The organism is Roseomonas chloroacetimidivorans (assembly GCF_049629625.1).
Lineage (GTDB): Bacteria > Pseudomonadota > Alphaproteobacteria > Acetobacterales > Acetobacteraceae > Roseomonas > Roseomonas chloroacetimidivorans.
The window spans coordinates 233,418-249,302 of sequence record NZ_JBNBZS010000009.1; the positions used below are offsets into that span (position 1 = coordinate 233,418).

13 protein-coding genes are annotated in these 15,885 nt (G+C 66.4%); 7 read left to right on the forward strand and 6 right to left on the reverse strand.

All coding sequences use genetic code 11. The features are described from left to right. Positions 1-38: 38 nt before the first annotated feature. Positions 39-446, reverse strand: coding sequence for a Rid family hydrolase (locus ACO1BU_RS08410; RefSeq protein ID WP_424135467.1), 408 nt, complete (start codon positions 444-446; stop codon positions 39-41). A 159-nt stretch (positions 447-605) separates the two neighbouring features. Continuing rightward, positions 606-1,586, reverse strand: coding sequence for a Bug family tripartite tricarboxylate transporter substrate binding protein (locus ACO1BU_RS08415; RefSeq protein ID WP_424135468.1), 981 nt, complete (start codon positions 1,584-1,586; stop codon positions 606-608). Between the two features lie 336 nt (positions 1,587-1,922). Between ACO1BU_RS08415 and ACO1BU_RS08420 the strand changes: the two genes are divergently transcribed. After that, positions 1,923-2,690 (forward strand): MBL fold metallo-hydrolase, encoded by a 768-nt coding sequence (locus ACO1BU_RS08420; protein ID WP_424135469.1) that lies wholly within the window; start codon positions 1,923-1,925, stop codon positions 2,688-2,690. Continuing rightward, positions 2,680-3,927 (forward strand): alpha-hydroxy acid oxidase, encoded by a 1,248-nt coding sequence (locus ACO1BU_RS08425; RefSeq protein ID WP_424135470.1) that lies wholly within the window; start codon positions 2,680-2,682, stop codon positions 3,925-3,927. The genes ACO1BU_RS08420 and ACO1BU_RS08425 overlap by 11 nt, the downstream gene beginning before the upstream one ends. 265 nt (positions 3,928-4,192) lie before the next feature. On the opposite strand, the gene ACO1BU_RS08430 is transcribed toward ACO1BU_RS08425, so the two are convergent. The 3 genes from ACO1BU_RS08430 to ACO1BU_RS08440 all read right to left on the reverse strand — a co-directional run bounded on the left by ACO1BU_RS08430 (position 4,193) and on the right by ACO1BU_RS08440 (position 7,164). Then, positions 4,193-5,167: a Bug family tripartite tricarboxylate transporter substrate binding protein gene (locus tag ACO1BU_RS08430; protein ID WP_424135471.1), complete on the reverse strand. Its 975-nt coding sequence runs from the start codon at positions 5,165-5,167 to the stop codon at positions 4,193-4,195. Between the two features lie 425 nt (positions 5,168-5,592). After that, entirely contained in the window at positions 5,593-6,522 is a 930-nt protein-coding gene (locus ACO1BU_RS08435; protein WP_424135472.1) for an amidohydrolase family protein, read from the reverse strand. 318 nt (positions 6,523-6,840) lie between these two features. Continuing rightward, positions 6,841-7,164, reverse strand: a complete 324-nt coding sequence (locus ACO1BU_RS08440) for a flavin reductase family protein (protein ID WP_424135473.1) — start codon at positions 7,162-7,164, stop codon at positions 6,841-6,843. Positions 7,165-7,382: 218 nt separating this feature from the next. Here ACO1BU_RS08440 and ACO1BU_RS08445 point away from each other — a divergent pair, with 218 nt between their 5' ends. Both ACO1BU_RS08445 and ACO1BU_RS08450 read left to right on the forward strand, forming a co-directional pair. After that, on the forward strand, positions 7,383-10,241 hold the full coding sequence (locus ACO1BU_RS08445; RefSeq protein WP_424135474.1) for an FAD-dependent oxidoreductase: 2,859 nt from the start codon (positions 7,383-7,385) through the stop codon (positions 10,239-10,241). A gap of 1 nt (position 10,242) precedes the next feature. After that, complete coding sequence (locus ACO1BU_RS08450) at positions 10,243-10,764, forward strand: aromatic-ring-hydroxylating dioxygenase subunit beta (RefSeq protein ID WP_424135475.1); 522 nt, start codon at positions 10,243-10,245, stop codon at positions 10,762-10,764. On the opposite strand, the gene ACO1BU_RS08455 is transcribed toward ACO1BU_RS08450, so the two are convergent. Beyond that, positions 10,761-11,330 carry a MarR family winged helix-turn-helix transcriptional regulator gene (locus tag ACO1BU_RS08455; RefSeq protein WP_424135476.1) on the reverse strand — a complete coding sequence of 190 codons (570 nt, stop codon included), beginning with the start codon at positions 11,328-11,330 and terminating at the stop codon, positions 10,761-10,763. The genes ACO1BU_RS08450 and ACO1BU_RS08455 overlap by 4 nt on opposite strands. A gap of 187 nt (positions 11,331-11,517) precedes the next feature. Here ACO1BU_RS08455 and ACO1BU_RS08460 point away from each other — a divergent pair, with 187 nt between their 5' ends. Genes ACO1BU_RS08460 through ACO1BU_RS08470 form a run of 3 tightly spaced genes read left to right on the forward strand, consistent with a single transcriptional unit; the run spans position 11,518 to position 15,829 of the window. Next, positions 11,518-13,899: a xanthine dehydrogenase family protein molybdopterin-binding subunit gene (locus tag ACO1BU_RS08460; RefSeq protein ID WP_424135477.1), complete on the forward strand. Its 2,382-nt coding sequence runs from the start codon at positions 11,518-11,520 to the stop codon at positions 13,897-13,899. Continuing rightward, the gene (locus ACO1BU_RS08465; protein ID WP_424135478.1) at positions 13,896-14,726 is read left to right on the forward strand and encodes an FAD binding domain-containing protein; all 831 of its coding nucleotides are present in this window, start codon (positions 13,896-13,898) and stop codon (positions 14,724-14,726) included. Before ACO1BU_RS08460 ends, ACO1BU_RS08465 begins: the two co-directional genes overlap by 4 nt. Beyond that, on the forward strand, positions 14,723-15,829 hold the full coding sequence (locus tag ACO1BU_RS08470; protein ID WP_424135479.1) for a xanthine dehydrogenase family Fe-S subunit: 1,107 nt from the start codon (positions 14,723-14,725) through the stop codon (positions 15,827-15,829). The genes ACO1BU_RS08465 and ACO1BU_RS08470 overlap by 4 nt, the downstream gene beginning before the upstream one ends. The last annotated feature ends 56 nt before the right edge of the window (positions 15,830-15,885 follow it).

The following is a 15,885-nucleotide window of genomic DNA, read 5'->3' on the forward strand; positions in this document are numbered from 1 at the left end:
TGGTGTGGTGAGCACGGGGGCTGCCCTTGTCCTGGGGGTTAGCCAAACATGGCGACGCAGTCGATTTCGACATTCACGCCCTTTCGGTGCGGCGTGGCGCCGATGCAGGTGCGGGTGACCCTCTCGGCCTCCATGTAGCTGCCGAATACCTCGTTGAAGCGCGGGAAGTCGGCCACGTCACGCGGCACCACGCGCATGTTCACCACGCTGGCAAGCGTCGCGCCCGCCGCGTCCAGCATGCTGAGCAGGTTGTCGAGGGTGCGGCGCAGCTGCACCTCGATCTCGCCCTCCACCACCGTTTTCGTCTCGGGGTCCAAGGGGCCCTGTCCAGAGACAAAGAGCATGTTGCCCCAGCGGGGCTGCCGAACCGGGCGCAATACCCGAGTGACGTCACGCTCTCGCGGTGCTGTAGCGTGCGCTGCAGTCTGAATGGTGACTGCGGGCATGTCCAATTTCCTCCGCCTGCTGACGCACCAGAGTCCTCCTCATCGCTGTTCTGATCTCGCCTGCGCAACCCGAAACTCGCGAAAGAGAATCTACGTCGCCAAGACACAAACCTGATTGCAAAGACATCATTTTCCTAAGGGGCTGCCGGCACTTGCACCCTACTCTGCCTTCAGGCCGGCCAGTTCCACAGCCCGGCGGGATCGCGCATACTCAGCACGGATGAACTCGGCAAAGCCCTCCGGGCTCGCCTCCCACGGCCCGGCCACCTCGGAGCCGATTTCCTGCATCCGCTCCCGCACCGCCGGGGCATTGAGCGCCGCCGCCAGGGCTCCACTGAGGGTTGCCATGACGGCGGGCGGCGTTCCGGCTGGTGCAACCAGCCCGTTGTAGCTGGCGCCGATGAGGTCGGTCATGCCGGACTCAATCAACGTCGGTACGTCAGGTGCCAGCGGCAGCCGAGCGGCCGAAGCCGAGGCGAGCAGGCGAACCTGGCCGTCGCGTATCATCGGCAGCACCGTAGAGAACTCGATGATCGCGGTATCGAGCGTGCCGGCGACCAGATCAGTCGCGGTCGCGCTGCTGCCACGATAGGGCACATGATTGAGCCGGGCGCGCGAGGCCGCCATGAGCAGTTCGAGGGTCATATGCGTCCCGCTCCCGGTTCCCGAGGATCCGATGCTGATCTGCCCCGGCCGCATCCTGGCCGCCTCGAGTAGGGCGGCGAAGCTCCGGAACGGCGATGCCGTCGGAACGGCGATCACCTGCGGCATGCGGCTGATGAGGCCGACCGGCAACAGATCCTTGAGCGGGTCGTAGGGCAGGTTCGCCTGCAAGAAGGGCGTGATCGTCAGCGGCCCGTTCGAGCCGAGCAGGAGCGTGTATCCGTCCGCGCGGGCCTTGGCCACGGCAGCGGCTCCGATTGATCCTCCCGCGCCCGGACGGTTCTCAGCGATGATCGGCTGGCCAAGCCGATCGGACATCGCCGCCCCGACAATCCGCGCCTGTACGTCGGAATTGCTGCCTGGTGCGTAGGGCACGATGATGCGAAGGGGATGATCCGGGTATCCCGCGGCCAAGCTGGGCGCTGCGAAGCTGGCGCCAAGCAAGGTCAAGAGGCCGCGGCGTGAGACTTCGGACATCGTCTCCTCCCTTTGTTTTCTCTAACCGCATCCAGCCAGAGGCGATCCGCAGTGGCAAGAGAAGCAATCGACCGGGTGTGGAACCCGTGACAGGCCGGAGGAACCAAGCGCTGGCATGGGAAGCTGCCCCCAATCTTCATCCTTGCACGGCGGCAAATCTTTGAGGCGCAGATTTGGGCGTTGCACCAATTCACGAAGAACGGCGGCCGTCGTACATCCGGCTCCATGGGTTGCGTGCTGGCGCGATCTGGCGTCCGTAGCCGTCACCGGCCCATATCGCCGAAAGTGACCGGGGCAGGTCAGTAGAAGATCAATGGGGGGATGATGCTCAGCGATATGCATGTTGACATCCTGGTTCAGGGCTATCCGGGCAAGTCCGTGTGCCACGGCGCCCTCGGCTGGAGCACCGTGGCCCTGATCCGTGGCGGCGGGCGCGTGATCGCGGTGGATGTCGGCGCGTTCAGCTATCGCGGCCTGCTGCGGGAGCGCCTGGAAGCGCGCGGGCTGTCCTTCACCGCGGTGACCGACGTGCTGCTGACGCATTCGCACTGGGACCACTCGGTGAACTGGCTTCTGTTTCCAGAAGCGCGGGTCGTGATCGGGGAGCAGGAGTTATCCTGGTCCCGTGCGCAGCCCTGGGGGGCCAACGCGGTCCCGGAGCTGTACATCCGGGAGCTGGACGCGTCGCCGCAGCTGCGGACGGTGCGGGACGGGGAGGAGGTCATTCCAGGCATCACGGCCTATGAGGCGCCCGGCCACACCCCGGGCTGCCTCGTCTACCGGCTGTCCGGGCCCGAGCACGACATCATCTTCACCGGCGACGCGGCGAAGAACCGGGCCGAGCTACTGGAGCGCCGCTCTGACATGAGCCTGGACCAGGCGGCGAGCCGGCGGTCCATCGAGATGATCTGGAAGTTATGGCAAGCGCGCCCCGGCAGCATCCTGCTGCCGGGCCATGATCTTCCCATGGTTCTGGAGGACGGCGTTCCACGTTACCTCGGCGAAAGGCAGGCCGGCATCACGGCCTGGACGGAGGGAGAGCTGGAGACCACGACCCTGTTCGAGCTGAACTGGCAGGCAGGAGGAGCTCGTAATGCCGGCTGAGCGGGAGGTTGCGCCGACGGGAGAGCAGCGCCTTCCGGAGCCGGCGGTCAACGACCGGCGCCGCTCGAGCAAGGACGTGCCGCGGCGCTTCCGCCGCATCCTCGCGCTGAAGGATTTCGAGGTGGCAGCGCGACGCCATCTTCCGCGCCCAATCTTCGGCTATGTCTCCGGCGGAGCCGAGGACAACCAGTCGCTTGACGACAACCGCGCAGCTTTCCGGGAATACGGCTTCGTCCCGCGATTCCTGGTCGGCGTCTCGAAGCGATCGCAAGAGACGGCGCTGCTGGGCCACACTTATGCGGCGCCCTTCGGGATTGCTCCGATGGGAATCTGCGCGCTCTCGGCCTATCGCGGCGACCTCGTTCTGGCACGCGCGGCCGGACAGGCGAACATCCCGATGATCATCAGCGGTTCCTCGCTTATCCGGCTAGAGGACATCGCCGCCGCAGGCCCCACGACCTGGTTCCAGGCTTACCTGCCCCCCGACATGCCCCGCATCGAGGCGCTGATCGATCGGGTGATGCAGTCTTCCATTGAAACACTCGTGGTCACGGTGGACACCACGGTCGGCGCGAACCGCGAGAACAACATCCGGACCGGCTTCTCGACACCGCTGAGGCCCAGCCTGCGGCTTGCCTGGGATGGCCTGACCCGGCCGCGGTGGCTGTTCGGCACCTTCCTACAAACTCTGCTGCGTCACGGAGTGCCACATTTCGAGAACTCCTTCGCCACCCGCGGCGCCCCGATCGTGGCGCGCAACGTCGAGCGGGAGTTCGGAGACCGCGCGCAGATTGACTGGACCTGGCTGGAGCGGATCCGCCGGCGCTGGCGGGGTAAGCTGGTCATCAAGGGCTTGTTGCATGCGGAGGACGCCCGCCTTGCGCGCGAGAGCGGGGCGGACGGCATCATCGTCTCCAATCATGGAGGACGGCAACTCGATGGGGCGGTCTCGCCGCTGCGCGTGCTGCCCCGGGTCGTCCAGGCGGCGGGCGGCATCCCAGTGATGCTGGATGGCGGCGTCCGGCGCGGGACTGACGTCCTGAAAGCCATCGGGCTCGGCGCCAGCTTCGTTTTCGTGGGGCGGCCCTTCAACTATGCTGCGGCGGTCGGGGGGGCGGCCGGGGTCGCCTATGCCATCAACATCCTGCGCAGCGAGATCCTGCGCGATATGGGGGCGGTCGGGATCAACAGGCTGGACGAGATGCCGGATCGGTTGGTGCGTATGACAGAAGGCTGACGCCACCTTGCGGACGCCTCGAGGGGTGGGCACCCGTGCTGCCAGGAGGCTTTGCCTCCTGGACTCCACCGGGGCACCCACAACCATTTCCGGCCCCCGCAGCATGGCTGCCGCTGATGCGGTGACGAAATGGATCACGTCATACGCTTCCGGTCGCATCGACCCCATCGATTGGCCGCCGCGTCCTGCGGGACGGAAAGCCCTCATGACGCTGATCGCCGGCAACCGAGACAGCTTCCGTCATGAATGGCGAGGAGTTCTAGCGTCAATCCACCTTGATGTGGGCCTCCTTCACGACGCGCCCCCACTTCTCCGCTTCTTTCCGAAGAATGTCAGCCAACTCTTCAGGGGTGGAGGAGACGCCGTCCACGCCCGCCTCGGCCATGCGGCGGGAGACGGCCGGCATAGCGATTGCCTCGCGCGTCACAGCATTCAGGCGTCGGATGGCGGGAGAGGGCGTTCCTGCCGGCACCACGACGCAACCCCAGGACGTCGCCTCGGCGTTGGGATAGCCGAGTTCGCCGATGCTCGGCACCTCCGGCAGCAGCGGGTGGCGCCGCGGGCCGGTGACGGCCAGCGGCCGGATCTTGTTCGCCTGGATGAGGCCGACGGTCGGCGCGATCTGCACAACGATCATCTCCAGCGTGCCGGACATGAGGTCATTCATTGCGGCGGCGCTGCCCCGATAGGGCACGTGCTCCATCTGGATGCCGGCCGCAAGCTTGAACAACTCAGCCGCCGTGTGGGTCGAGGCGCCATGGCCAGACGAGCCGAAAGACATCTTTCCGGGCTGTGCCTTTGCCAGCGCCACGAATTCCGCAAGATTCCGCGCAGGCACGCTTGGCGCGATGACGAGAACCATGTCCGACGTGTAGGCCATGGAAACCGGCGCCAAGTCCTTCAGCGGATCGAAGGTCATGTTCCGGTAGATGTGCTGGTTGGTGGTCAGCAATCCCGTGGTGCCCATCAGCAGCGTATGACCATCAGGAGGGGAGCGGACCACGATCTCTGCCCCGATATTGCCGCCCGAACCGCCGCGGTTCTCGACAATAACAGGTTGGCCCAGCCTTTCCGCCATCGCGTCCCCCAGGAGGCGGGCAGCAACATCGGTCGACCCACCCGCCACGTAAGGCACGATGAAGCGGATCGGGCGGTCTGGGGTCCAGGTCGGCTGGGCGCGCGCGGCGCTTACCGTCGTGAGCGCAGCAGGTGCGGCGAGCAGGGTGCGGCGTGCAATCATGAACTTCCCTCCGGGCCTTGAGCTTGGCCATTATGTCCGCGCGGAGTTACCGAGCGGGTTCGTGGTCGATCATTCGGGGTGGCATTTGTAGCGCCGAGTGGCAAGAAGGTCACCACGTGTCGACAGGGCCAGCCCCCTTCAAAGCCAGCTTTGCTCTTTTAAAGCCCTTAGCGGGCACGCCTGATGATCCTCAGTTTATGGATGAGGATGGGGAGGGCATCTTCGCGCTGCTTTTATCGCATCCGGACGAGGGCCCTCCTCATTCTCGAAGCAGGTGATTGCTTAGAGCGGAGCCAGGCACATCTGGGGAGTGCAGCCGGTCGTCGCATTCAGGCTCGTTGGATCTTGGCTAGGCAACGTCCCGTAATTGCTGGCCGGCAGAACATGGAACGCTGTCGCTGCCGGCCGCGGATTGCCTGAGGTCGTTAGAGGCTGACCTTCAACAGGCGTTCGGCATTGCGGAAGCACACCTTTTCCCGCACCTCCTGCGAGATCGGCGCGCTCTCGATGAAGTCTCCCGCGACCTTCGTCGATTCGTAGGGATAGTCGACCGAGAACATCACCGCGTCCGTCCCCATCTCGTCCAGCGCGCAGGTGAGCGCAGCGTGCGAGCAGACGCCGGTTGTCGTGATAAGGATGTTCCGGCCGAAATACTCCGATGGCGCGCGCTTCAGGGTGATACCGTGCGAGTACACGGCGAACCGGCTGTCGAAGCGCCAGCGGAGGATCGGCAGCCCCTCGCCCATATGCCCGATGACGATCTTGAGATTGGGGAAGCGGTCAAACACACCTCCGAAGAGAAGCCTCAACGTGTGCGTCGCTGTCTCCACCCCCCATCCCCAGGCAGCGCCGGTGAGCTCCGGATGTCCCTCGAAGGACTTCGGCAGCTCAGGGAAGTCGATCGGGTGCAAGTAGAGGGGAACATCAAGCTCCTGGAAGCGCTCCCATACTTCGTCATAGGCCGGATCGTCGTAGTAGCGGCCATTGGTATGGCCGTGCACCAGGACACCCTTGAAGCCGAGGTCACGCACCGCCCGCGTCAGCTCCTCAGCGGCCGCCCTAGGAGAGTGCATCGGTAGAATCGCAAAGCCCGCGAACCTTCTCGGATCTTGCTCGATTTGCCTGGCCAGGTAGTCGTTGTTCTCCCTTGCCCGGCGGATCGCGACGCCCTCATCGCGTTCTGCCTGCACGCCAGGGCCCGTTTGCGACAGCACCATGAGGTCAATACCGCCCTCCTCCATGGCCGCAAGCCTAAGCTCACCGAACTCTGCGAGCCGGGCGGAGAGGTCGGAGGCCGAGGCACTCGCGATGTGCTTGGTGAAGACCTTCGAGTAGTCCTCGAAGCCCGGAGCCATGAAGTGCTCCTCGAATGCAATCTTTGGAGTTCTTGTCGGCATCTTTCACTCTCCCCTTTCGTGATGCGTGGCTGAGCCAAGATATGCTTCCGCCAGCCCGGAGGCCCGTTGGCTTCATGCGCAACCCTTTGGCCAGTCGGAGACCTCGCCTAGGGCTCTGCCGGGTCGTACCCAGGAGGTTGCAGGACCTGCCGAGCGAGTCAGAGAGCCCGCCTCCGACTTGGAGTGAGCAAACCGAGATCGGTGCGGGCCGGCAATGGCGCATTCCAATCCACGCTTCCGCATGACCACCGCTCGGCGCCAGGGCAGCACGGCGGTTTACGACCGTTCTGACCCGGCTGCGTCAAGCATCGAGAACTGCGGGCAGAACATCTCGAACATCTCGCCTGCCTCGGCATGATTGCAGACGAACTCGCCTGTTGCCTCCACATTCCTTAGACTGTCCTTGCGGCCCTCGCTGGAGAAGCCGACGATGGGCGGGGTCGAGTTGAAGGCGTTGAAGAAGCTGTAGGGGGCAAGGTTCACGCGCCCTTCCGCATCAGCCGTGCTGACCCAGTCGATGGGGCGCGGGGCGATGATCGCCTTGAACGGGTCATGCGGCAGGTCATGGCCGAGCCGAGTTTCGTAGAAGTGCTGGTCCATACGGGAGCCCCCGGCCTCAGGGCGTGATGGACCGGATGGAAGCCCTAGCGCCGGAGCAGCGGCTCTCCCGGACTGGCGCATCGCGCACGGCCATGATCTCCCCGAATTCGGCAGATATGATGGTGTACTGAATGATTTGACGCAAGCGCGAATCCCCGACTAGAGTGCAGGGAAGAGAGGTATGCTGAGTAAAGTTAGCCTGTTCATGGGAGTATTTGATGGCTTGGCATAGGGTCGCCGCCCTCGAGGCGCTCACAGACGGCGGCGTGGACAAGGCCGAGATTGCCAGCACCCCCGTCGCGCTCTTCCGCAACGGCGATCTGGTTTACGCGACCCACGGCATCTGCACCCACGCCCTCGCCTTCCTGGCGGACGGCTGGGTGGAGGATGGCAAGGTGGAGTGTCCTCTGCATCAGGGCCGGTTCGACATCCGCACCGGCCGGGCGCTCTGCGCGCCCCTCACCGAAGACCTTCGCACCTATGCCGTGAAGGTCGAGGCTGGAGAGGTGTTTGTGGACCTGGAGCGCCCGGCCGATACGGCAGCGCCCTCGCTGCAGGAGATGGTCGCCACAGCCTCTCCGGCGCGTTCCGAGCGGGTCGTGGTGGTGGGCGCCGGCCAGGCCGCGGCCGCAGCCATCCGCGCGCTTCGGGTGGCGGGCTTCGACGGCGAGATCACGCTCATTGGGCAGGAGGCCCATCTTCCCTATGAGCGCCCCGCCCTCTCCAAGGAGGTGCTGGCCAGCCCCGATGCGTCGCCGCCTTGTCGCCTGACGGAAGCCGATGCCCGAGATCTGGGCGTTACTCTGCGCCTCGGCACCCGTGTCGAGGGCGTGGACCCGGCGGCCCGCCAGGTGATCCTCGGTGACGGCAAAACGCTTGCATACGACAAGCTCCTCATCGCCACGGGCGGCGATGCTCGGCGCCTCTCCATACCCGGCGCGGACCATCCCGGCGTACTGCATCTTCGCACCCTGGAGGATGCCCAGACGATCGCCGCGTCGCTAGGCCGGTCCCGGCGCGTGGCAATCATCGGCGGCGGCTTCATCGGCCTGGAGCTGGCTTCCGCCGCCCGCGCCCGCGGCTGCGAGGTGACGCTGATGGAGCGCGAGGCGGAGCTGATGGCCCGCCTTCTTCCCCCGCCGCTCGGGGCTGCCTTCCGCACCCTGGCCGCGAGCCATGGCGTGACCATTCGCTTGGGCGAGGGCGTCGACAGCATCGAGGAGGATGGCCAGGGCCTCCTTGTTCGCACGACCAAGGGATCGGTGCATGCGGATGTCGTGCTGGTCGGTGTCGGGCTGCAGGTTGCCTCAGCACTCGGGGAAGCCGCCGGCTGTGCCATGGAGGCGGGCGCTATCGTCGTTGATGCGGAGGGCCGCACGAGCGTACCCGGCATCTGGGCGGCCGGCGACTGCGTGGCCCTCGATGAACGCGTGCACGGCCGCCGCGTGCGGCTGGAGAGCTGGCAGAATGCCGAAGAGGGCGGCGCGGCCGCCGGCCGTTCCATGGCTGGCGCGCCAGGCGAAGCGCCAAAGCGCCCTTGGTTCTGGACCGACCAGTTCGGCCTGAACATCCAGATGATCGGCCTGCCGGGCCCTGAGGACCGCGTCGCGCTGAGCGGGTCGGGTGCGGAGGCGGGCGCCATCTACCGGACCGTGGACCGCGCCACAGGCCGCCTGACCGGCGTCGTTGCCTTCGGCAGTCCTGCAGCCATCCGCGAGGCGCGCGGCGCCTTTACCCGCAACCAGGCCTTCGACCCGGCGGAGCATGACGCGCGCTGGCTGGGCGAGGAGGCCGCCCCCAGCTCTCTGGAGACGGACATGATGGACGGCATGGGCGACATAGCGATGCGTCAGCGCTTCGCCTGGCCCGCCGAGGGCCTGACCGCGATCCCCGACTGGGTCTACACGGACGAAACGATCTACAAGCGCGAGGTGGAGCGAATCTTCCACGGCCGGACCTGGAACTACGTCGCGCTTGAGGCGGAGATCCCAAAGGCGGGAGACTTTATCCGCTCCAATGTCGGTCCGACGCCGGTTGTCGTCTCCCGCGCCGAGGACGGGTCCATCAGCGTCTTCGAGAACCGCTGCACTCATCGCGCCGCCGAGTTCTGCCGCGAGATGGACGGCAATGTGAAAGAGTTCGTCTGCCCCTATCATCAGTGGACCTACGACCTGAAGGGCAACCTCGCCGGCGTGCCCTTCCGCCGCGGAGTCAACGGCCAGGGCGGCATGCCCGCTGACTTCGACGTATCCAAGCACGGCCTGCGGCAGCTCAACGTCACCACTCACCGTGGCGTGGTGTTCGCCTCCTATGCCAAGGACATGGAAAGCTTCCCCGAATACCTGGGTCCGGAGGTGCTGCGCGAGTTCGAGGCGACCTTCGATGGCCGCAAGATGACCATCCTCGGCCACTATCGCCACACGCTGCCCGGCAACTGGAAGCTGTACCACGAGAACCTGAAGGACCCGTACCACGCGACCCTGCTGCACACCTTCCTGGTGACCTTCGGGCTGCTGGTTGCGGGCAACAAGTCACTTATGCTGGCGGACGAGACTGGCCGCCACGGCGTCATGGCCTCGGCGAAATCAGACGCCTCCAAGCTGTCTGCCGAGAGTAAGAAGGAGATGAGGGCCTATCGCGAGGGCATGACGCTGCAGGAGCCGCGCTTCATGGACTTCGTGGACGAGTTCGACAGCCCCTGGTCCGTCACCATGGCGACCATCTGGCCTAACCTGATCGTACAGCGCGAGATGAACACGCTCGGCATCCGGCAGATCGTTCCGACCGGACCGAACGAGTTCATCATGAAGTGGACGATGTTCGGCTTCGAGGGCGACAGCGAGGAGATGACCCGCCACCGCTTGCGCCAGGGCAACCTGATGGGCCCCGCCGGCTTCCTCGGCCTGGAGGACAACGAAGCCATCAAATTCGTGCAGGACGGCATGAAGAGCGTGCCCGGCGGCACGCATGTGGTGAAGCTGGACCCGGCGGTGGAGGCCGGAACCTCCGACACGCTCATCTCCGAATCTGCCATCCGCGCCATGTACCGTCATTGGCGCCAGGAAATGGGGCTCTGAAATGCTGGACGCGCCCGCCGCCCCGACCTCTCGCGAGGCCCTGATCGACCGCCTGCTCCTTCGTGAGGAGGTAGAGGCCTTCAATGCTGCCTACTCGGCCGCGCTCGACGAGATGCGCCTGGGCGACTGGGCGGAGATGTTCACGGAGGACGGCTTCTACGTCGTTATCTCGCGCGAGAACCACGACCGGAACCGCCCGGTCGGACTGATCTACTGCGAGGGCATCGGAATGATCCGCGACCGCGCCTTCGCACTGGCGAAGACAGCGATGTTTGCTCCCCGTTACCTCCGCCATATGATCAGCAACACAGAGATCCTTGGCCCGGAGCAGGATGGCGAGGTGCGCGCGCGGTCGAACTACCTCGTCCTGCAAGTTCTCTTCGACCGCCCGGACGCAACGCTGCACCAGCTAGGCCGCTACGAGGACGTGTTCCGTCGCGTGGGAGGCCGGCTGCGTCTGGCCTCCCGCCGTTGCATCTACGACAGCCTCTTGGTGCCGAACGCGCTCTGTGTCCCCGTCTAGTCCTCTGTCTTGCCGAGCACGGCGCGCCCGTGGTGATTGTTGGCGTCGATCAGGCGCATCAGTGTCTCCACGAAGTGCTGCCGCTCGCCTTCGTCCAGCGGCGAGAGGAAGCGTTCCTGCGCGCGGCTCATGGCCGCGTGCATCTCCTTCGTCAGCTTTGCGCCCATCGGCGTCAGGCGCGCCACCATCGTACGCTGGTCCCGCGAGCCGCGTCTGCGGCTGACCAGGCCGCGCCGCGCCAGCCGGCCCAGCACATCAGCCACGTTGGTGCGATCCAGCCCCACCTCGGCCCCCAGCGAGCTCTGGTCCGCATCCGGGCGCAGGGAGAGGGTGGTTAACAGTCCATACTGCACGGGCGTGATATCAAACTCCGCGCATTCCTCAAGGAACAGCGCTTGGTGGATCTGGTGCAGGCGCCGTACCAAGTAGCCCGGCCGCCGCCAGAGTGGCAGCCTCTCGATCAGCTGCCGCAGCTCCGGACTGCTCACCGCTTCCGCTGGATCAGCGCTCGCCTTTGCCTTCGGGGCGGCGCGCTTGCGCGGCGGCGGCGGAGTGATGGCGTTCATGGAGACTTTCCTGTCCGGGCCTGATCCTGGCCCCATCTCTCGTGTTGAGAGTCGTTATCTACAACATCGGCGCACCGTTCAGAAGGGAGATGGCCAACCTACTTGACGTTCGCATTCACCTTCATCAGTGTACCGCGCAATACCGGACGTCAGAACCGGAGCGCCACGTCACCCAGGGAGGTTGTTGATGGGCGAAGTTTCGTCTGTTGGGCTGGTCGGGGGGCGTGCGGAGACGGGCGAGGGCATTGGCGCCCGCGTTCGGCGGAAAGAGGATGTCCGACACCTGGCCGGTCGCGGCTGCTTCGTGGGCGACATCCAAATGGCGGGCCTGCGCGAGGTAGCCTTCCTCCGTTCCCCCGTCGCGCATGCGCGCATCCTCAATCGCACTAAGCCGGCCGGCCATGAGGATGACGTGGTCTTCAACGCGGACCTTGCCGGCGTCATTCCAATGACGGTGCGCTCAACCATCCCGGGCTACAAGGTTTCCGACTACCACGCACTGGCCGCGGAACGCGTGCGCTTCGTAGGTGAGCCAATCGCGATGTGCGTCGCCGAGACCCGTGCGCGGGCGGAGGACCTCGCCGAGGCCGTCGAGGTCGAATTTGACGAGCTTCCTCCCATTACCTCCTGCGATGCCGGCCGCGCCCCGGGCGCCGCGCTGCTGCATCCGGAATGGGGCGACAACTTCTTCCTGGAAACCCGGTTCGACAGTGGCCTTGAGCCCGTCGTGGCCTCTGCCCCGGTGCGGGTGGATCTGGAACTCTCCACTGCCCGGCAGACCATGCATCCCATGGAGGGCAAGGGTGTTCTGGCCTGGTGGGATCACCGCGCTGGCCAGCTCGTGGTGCACACCTCCACGCAGGTACCCCACCTTATCCGCTCCGGCCTCGCGGAGGTGCTGGGCATCAGCCAGGGAATGATCCGCATCGCGCCACCCGACGTGGGCGGCGGCTTCGGCTACAAGTGCCTGCTGCAGCCCGAGGAGATATGCGTCGCCTGGCTGGCACTGACGCGCAAGGCCCCCTTCCGCTGGACCGAGGATCGGCGGGAGCATCTTACGGCCGGGGCCAATGCCCGCCAGCACCACTACAAGCTCCGTGCCTATGCCGACCGGCGCGGCCGGCTGCTCGGGCTGGATGCTGAGATCATGGTGGATACCGGCGCCTATTCCGTCTGGCCCTTCACGGCATGCCTGGAGGCCGCACAGGCCGGCGGCAATCTGCCGGGCCCCTACGATCTGAAGGCCTATCGATGCCACGTGCTTTCCGTGGCCACGAACAAGCCGCCCTACGCGCCCTATCGCGGCGTGGCGCGCCCGGGCGTCTGCTTCGCGATCGAGTCTGTCATCGATGCCATCGCCAAGGCCGTAGGGCGGGAGGCCTGGGAGGTGCGGGCGGAGAACCTCGTGCCCGGTGCGGCGATGCCCTACACCAACGTCACCGGCAAGTTCTACGACAGCGGCGACTATCCTGCCTCGCTCGAGACAGTGCGCCGCATGATCGGCTTCGACGCTTTCCGCAACGGCCCCCGCCGCGACGATAGGGGCCGCTATCTTGGCATCGGCTTCGCGACGTACACGGAACAGTCCGCGCATAACACGAAGGTTTTCGCCGCCTGGGGTCTGCCCTTGGTGCCGGGCTATGAGCAGGCTCTGGTGAAGCTCACGCCCGATGGATCTCTGGAGGTCCGGGCGGGCATCCACACCATCGGCCAGGGCCTGGAGACCACCCTTGCCCAGGTCGCGAATGAGATGACCGGCGTGCCCATCCGCGACATCCGCGTGACCCTGGGCGACACGGCAGCCACCCCTTACTCCACCGGTGCCTACGCTTCCCGGGGGATTGTCATGGCGGGCGGTGCCGTCTCCCGCGCGGGCGCCAAGGTAGCGGAGCGCATCAAGGCCATCGCCGCGCACCTTCTGCAGGCCGACCCGTCGGCGGTCACCTTCCGCGATGGCCGCATCCATGCGGGTGCTGCCAGCCTGGACTATGCCGATATCGGACGCGCCTGGTATCTGCGACCCGACCAGCTGCCTGACGGCGTGGATACGGGCGGCCTGGAGGCAACGGAGGGCTACAAGCCCGATATCGACACCGGCGTCTTCTCCTATGCCAGCCACGCCGTGAAGCTGGCCGTGGATGCTGAGACCGGCATCGTCGAGATCCTCGACTACGTCATCTCCGAGGATTGCGGCCGCATGGTCAACCCGATGATCGTGGAGGGCCAGACCTATGGCGGCGCCGCCCAGGGCATCGGTACGGCGCTCTTCGAGGAGAGCCCATATGACGGCAATGGACAGCCCCTGGCCTCCACCCTGATAGACTATCTCCTGCCGGGGCCGACGGAGCTGCCGCGCTTTCGTATTCACCACACCGAGACGCTCTCGCCTTACACCGCGCACGGCATCAAGGGCGTGGGGGAGGGCGGCGCCATCGCGCCAGCCGCCGCCATCACCAATGCGATCAACGATGCGCTCGCGCCGCTCGGCGCCACGCTGCGCGCCATCCCCGCGAGCCCCGAGCGCATCCTGCACGCCATACAGGCCGCCGCGCCAATGGAGGCGGCATGAAGCCCGCCGCCTTCGACTACGCCCGGGCGGCCAGCGCCGCCGAGGCCGTGTCCATGCTCGCCGCCATGCCGGGCGATGCGCGGATCCTGGGCGGCGGCCAGTCGCTTGGCCCGACGCTGAACCTGCGCCTCGCACGTCCCGCGCGCCTCATTGACATCAAGCGCGCCGGCCTCCGCAGCATCGAGGGTGACGCGCGAACCCTCTCCATCGGCGCAGGCTGGACCCATGCGGCCATCGAGGATGGGGTGGTCGAGGACCCCGCCCGCGGCATGATGCGCCATGTGGCAGCCCGCATCGCCTACCGCGCCGTGCGCAACCGCGGCACGCTGGGCGGCTCCCTCGCCCATGCGGACCCTGCGGCGGACTGGGTGAGCACCATGTTCGCCCTCGGCGCCACCATGGTGCTGCAGGGGCCGCGCGGCACCCGCCGCGTAGCCGTGGAGGATTTCATCCGCGGCGCTTTCGCGACTGCGCTAGCGGAGGACGAGTTGCTGGCCGCCGTGGAGGTGCCGCGCCTCTCCGCCGGGGCACGTTGGGGCTACTACAAGATCACCCGCAAGACCGGCGAGTTCGCCAAGGCGATCGGCGCCGTCATTCTGGACCCCGGGCGCGGCCTGGCCCGGGTAGTGGCCGGCGCCACGGGCGGCGCGCCCGTGCTGTTGCCCACCACCGCCGCGCGCGTCCTGGCAGGCCAGGCCGAGGCCGCCGTCACGGGTCTGCCGGAGGAGTTGGCCAGCCTCTTGCCCCAGATCGACGCCCTGTCCCGACAACAGCACGCCGTGACCGTCCGGCGCGCACTCGACCAGCTGACGGAAGCGCGCGCATGATGCAGATCACGCTTGAGGTGAACGGCCGCATCCATTCCGGCGATGTCGAACCCCGGACGCATCTGGCGGACTGGCTGCGCGGCACGCTGGGCCTGACCGGTACCCATCTGGGCTGCGAGCAGGGCGTGTGCGGCGCCTGCACGGTGCTGATCGACGGCGCGCCGCAACGCGCCTGCATCGCCTATGCCGTGGATTGCGACGGCAGCAGCGTCCGCACCATTGAGGGCTTTGACGGCGATCCGCTGATGGGCGAGCTGCGGGAGGCCTTCACCGCGAACCATGCTCTCCAATGCGGCTTCTGCACGCCGGGAATGCTCGTCTCGGCGCGTGACGTGGTCCTGCGCCTAGGCGAGATTCCGGAGCAGCGCATCCGCGAGGAGATGTCCGGCAATCTGTGCCGCTGCACCGGCTATGTCGGTATCGTGGACGCGATCGGTTCGGTCTGCGCCGGCCGGGCGCCCCAGCAGGCCGAGGAGGCCGCGCCGGTGGCAAAAAAGGCCATGGATATCGCCGCCCCGGCCGCGGCCGCAGTGCCACGCAGCACAGGCGGCCAGGTCACCTTGCGCGATGGCGCACCCTCGCTCGAGAAAGCAGTGCACATCAATGCTGCTCCGGACGCGGTCTGGCACGCACTATCGGATCTCCGTCGCGTCGCCGCATGCTTGCCGGGTGCGCAGATTGACACGATCGAGGGCAACCGGCTCTCCGGCCGGATGCGGGTCTCCCTCGGGCCGCTGAAGGTGGCCTTCGGTGGTACGGGGACTTTCGAGATGGATGGCGCGGCACGAGAGGGTCATGTCGTCGGACGCGGGCGCGACAGCGGAACCAACTCCGCGGCGGAAGGCGATATCCGCTGGCGCGTGCGGCCTGATGGGACCGCTGGAAGCATGGTCACCGTCATTCTCTCCTGGCAGCTCACCGGCGTTCTCGCGCAGTTCAACCGGGGCAACCTCGTGGCAGATCTTGTGGGAAGGCTCGCAGAGCAGTTCGCCGCGAATCTCGAGGCTGAGCTGGCCGGGCGCGAGCCGCCGGCGAAGACGGCGCGTCTGAACGCCTTGGCCCTGCTCTGGGCAATGCTGAAGGCAAGAATTTTCGGACGTTGAGCGCGGGCACGCGAACATGGCCCGGCTCTTGCTACATAACGGGGCATACTGAGCTT

Coding starts and splice junctions, on each gene's coding strand:
- ACO1BU_RS08410 (WP_424135467.1), bottom strand. CDS start 446: ATGCCCGCAGTCACCATTCAGACTGCAGCGCACGCTACAGCACCGCGA.
- ACO1BU_RS08415 (WP_424135468.1), bottom strand. CDS start 1,586: ATGTCCGAAGTCTCACGCCGCGGCCTCTTGACCTTGCTTGGCGCCAGC.
- ACO1BU_RS08420 (WP_424135469.1), top strand. CDS start 1,923: ATGCATGTTGACATCCTGGTTCAGGGCTATCCGGGCAAGTCCGTGTGC.
- ACO1BU_RS08425 (WP_424135470.1), top strand. CDS start 2,680: ATGCCGGCTGAGCGGGAGGTTGCGCCGACGGGAGAGCAGCGCCTTCCG.
- ACO1BU_RS08430 (WP_424135471.1), bottom strand. CDS start 5,167: ATGATTGCACGCCGCACCCTGCTCGCCGCACCTGCTGCGCTCACGACG.
- ACO1BU_RS08435 (WP_424135472.1), bottom strand. CDS start 6,522: ATGGCTCCGGGCTTCGAGGACTACTCGAAGGTCTTCACCAAGCACATC.
- ACO1BU_RS08440 (WP_424135473.1), bottom strand. CDS start 7,164: ATGGACCAGCACTTCTACGAAACTCGGCTCGGCCATGACCTGCCGCAT.
- ACO1BU_RS08445 (WP_424135474.1), top strand. CDS start 7,383: ATGGCTTGGCATAGGGTCGCCGCCCTCGAGGCGCTCACAGACGGCGGC.
- ACO1BU_RS08450 (WP_424135475.1), top strand. CDS start 10,243: ATGCTGGACGCGCCCGCCGCCCCGACCTCTCGCGAGGCCCTGATCGAC.
- ACO1BU_RS08455 (WP_424135476.1), bottom strand. CDS start 11,330: ATGAACGCCATCACTCCGCCGCCGCCGCGCAAGCGCGCCGCCCCGAAG.
- ACO1BU_RS08460 (WP_424135477.1), top strand. CDS start 11,518: ATGGGCGAAGTTTCGTCTGTTGGGCTGGTCGGGGGGCGTGCGGAGACG.
- ACO1BU_RS08465 (WP_424135478.1), top strand. CDS start 13,896: ATGAAGCCCGCCGCCTTCGACTACGCCCGGGCGGCCAGCGCCGCCGAG.
- ACO1BU_RS08470 (WP_424135479.1), top strand. CDS start 14,723: ATGATGCAGATCACGCTTGAGGTGAACGGCCGCATCCATTCCGGCGAT.